Origin of the sequence: Mesorhizobium sp. M8A.F.Ca.ET.165.01.1.1 (assembly GCF_004792065.1) — a bacterium.
Lineage (GTDB): Bacteria > Pseudomonadota > Alphaproteobacteria > Rhizobiales > Rhizobiaceae > Mesorhizobium.
In genome coordinates this window covers 1-328 of the sequence record NZ_SRTH01000159.1, presented here as the reverse complement: position 1 = coordinate 328, position 328 = coordinate 1, and the positions used below count along the sequence as shown (strand labels likewise).

The window sequence follows — 328 nt, the reverse complement described above, 5'->3', positions numbered from 1 at the left end:
TGGTTGCGGTGATCCGGGGAAATCCTCCGGAGGAACTGCATGAAGTCATCCGCGATGTACTGCTTCGCATCCATCAAGAATCCTCGCGGGCCCTGGAGCGGTTCGACGGCGACAGTTCCCAGTTGCCCGGCGTGGAGACGCAGTTGCAGACCTGCGTCGAGCTGCAGCACATGGATTCGAAAGAGGGATTTCCGTGGCTGGTGGTGACGGTGGCCCTGCTGGCTTTGATCGTGGCGGGCGGCTGGTTCTTTCTGTCCTGGCAATCCGCACACCGCTGGCAGACCTACTTGTCGCGGCTGGCAGCCCAGCCGGGCATCGTCGTTTCGGA

1 pseudogene is annotated in these 328 nt (G+C 62.2%); it reads left to right on the top strand.

Annotation, left to right across the window (positions count from 1 at the left end):
• Window positions 1-328 (top strand): annotated as a pseudogene (locus EN808_RS35550) (OmpA family protein); the annotation flags it as partial.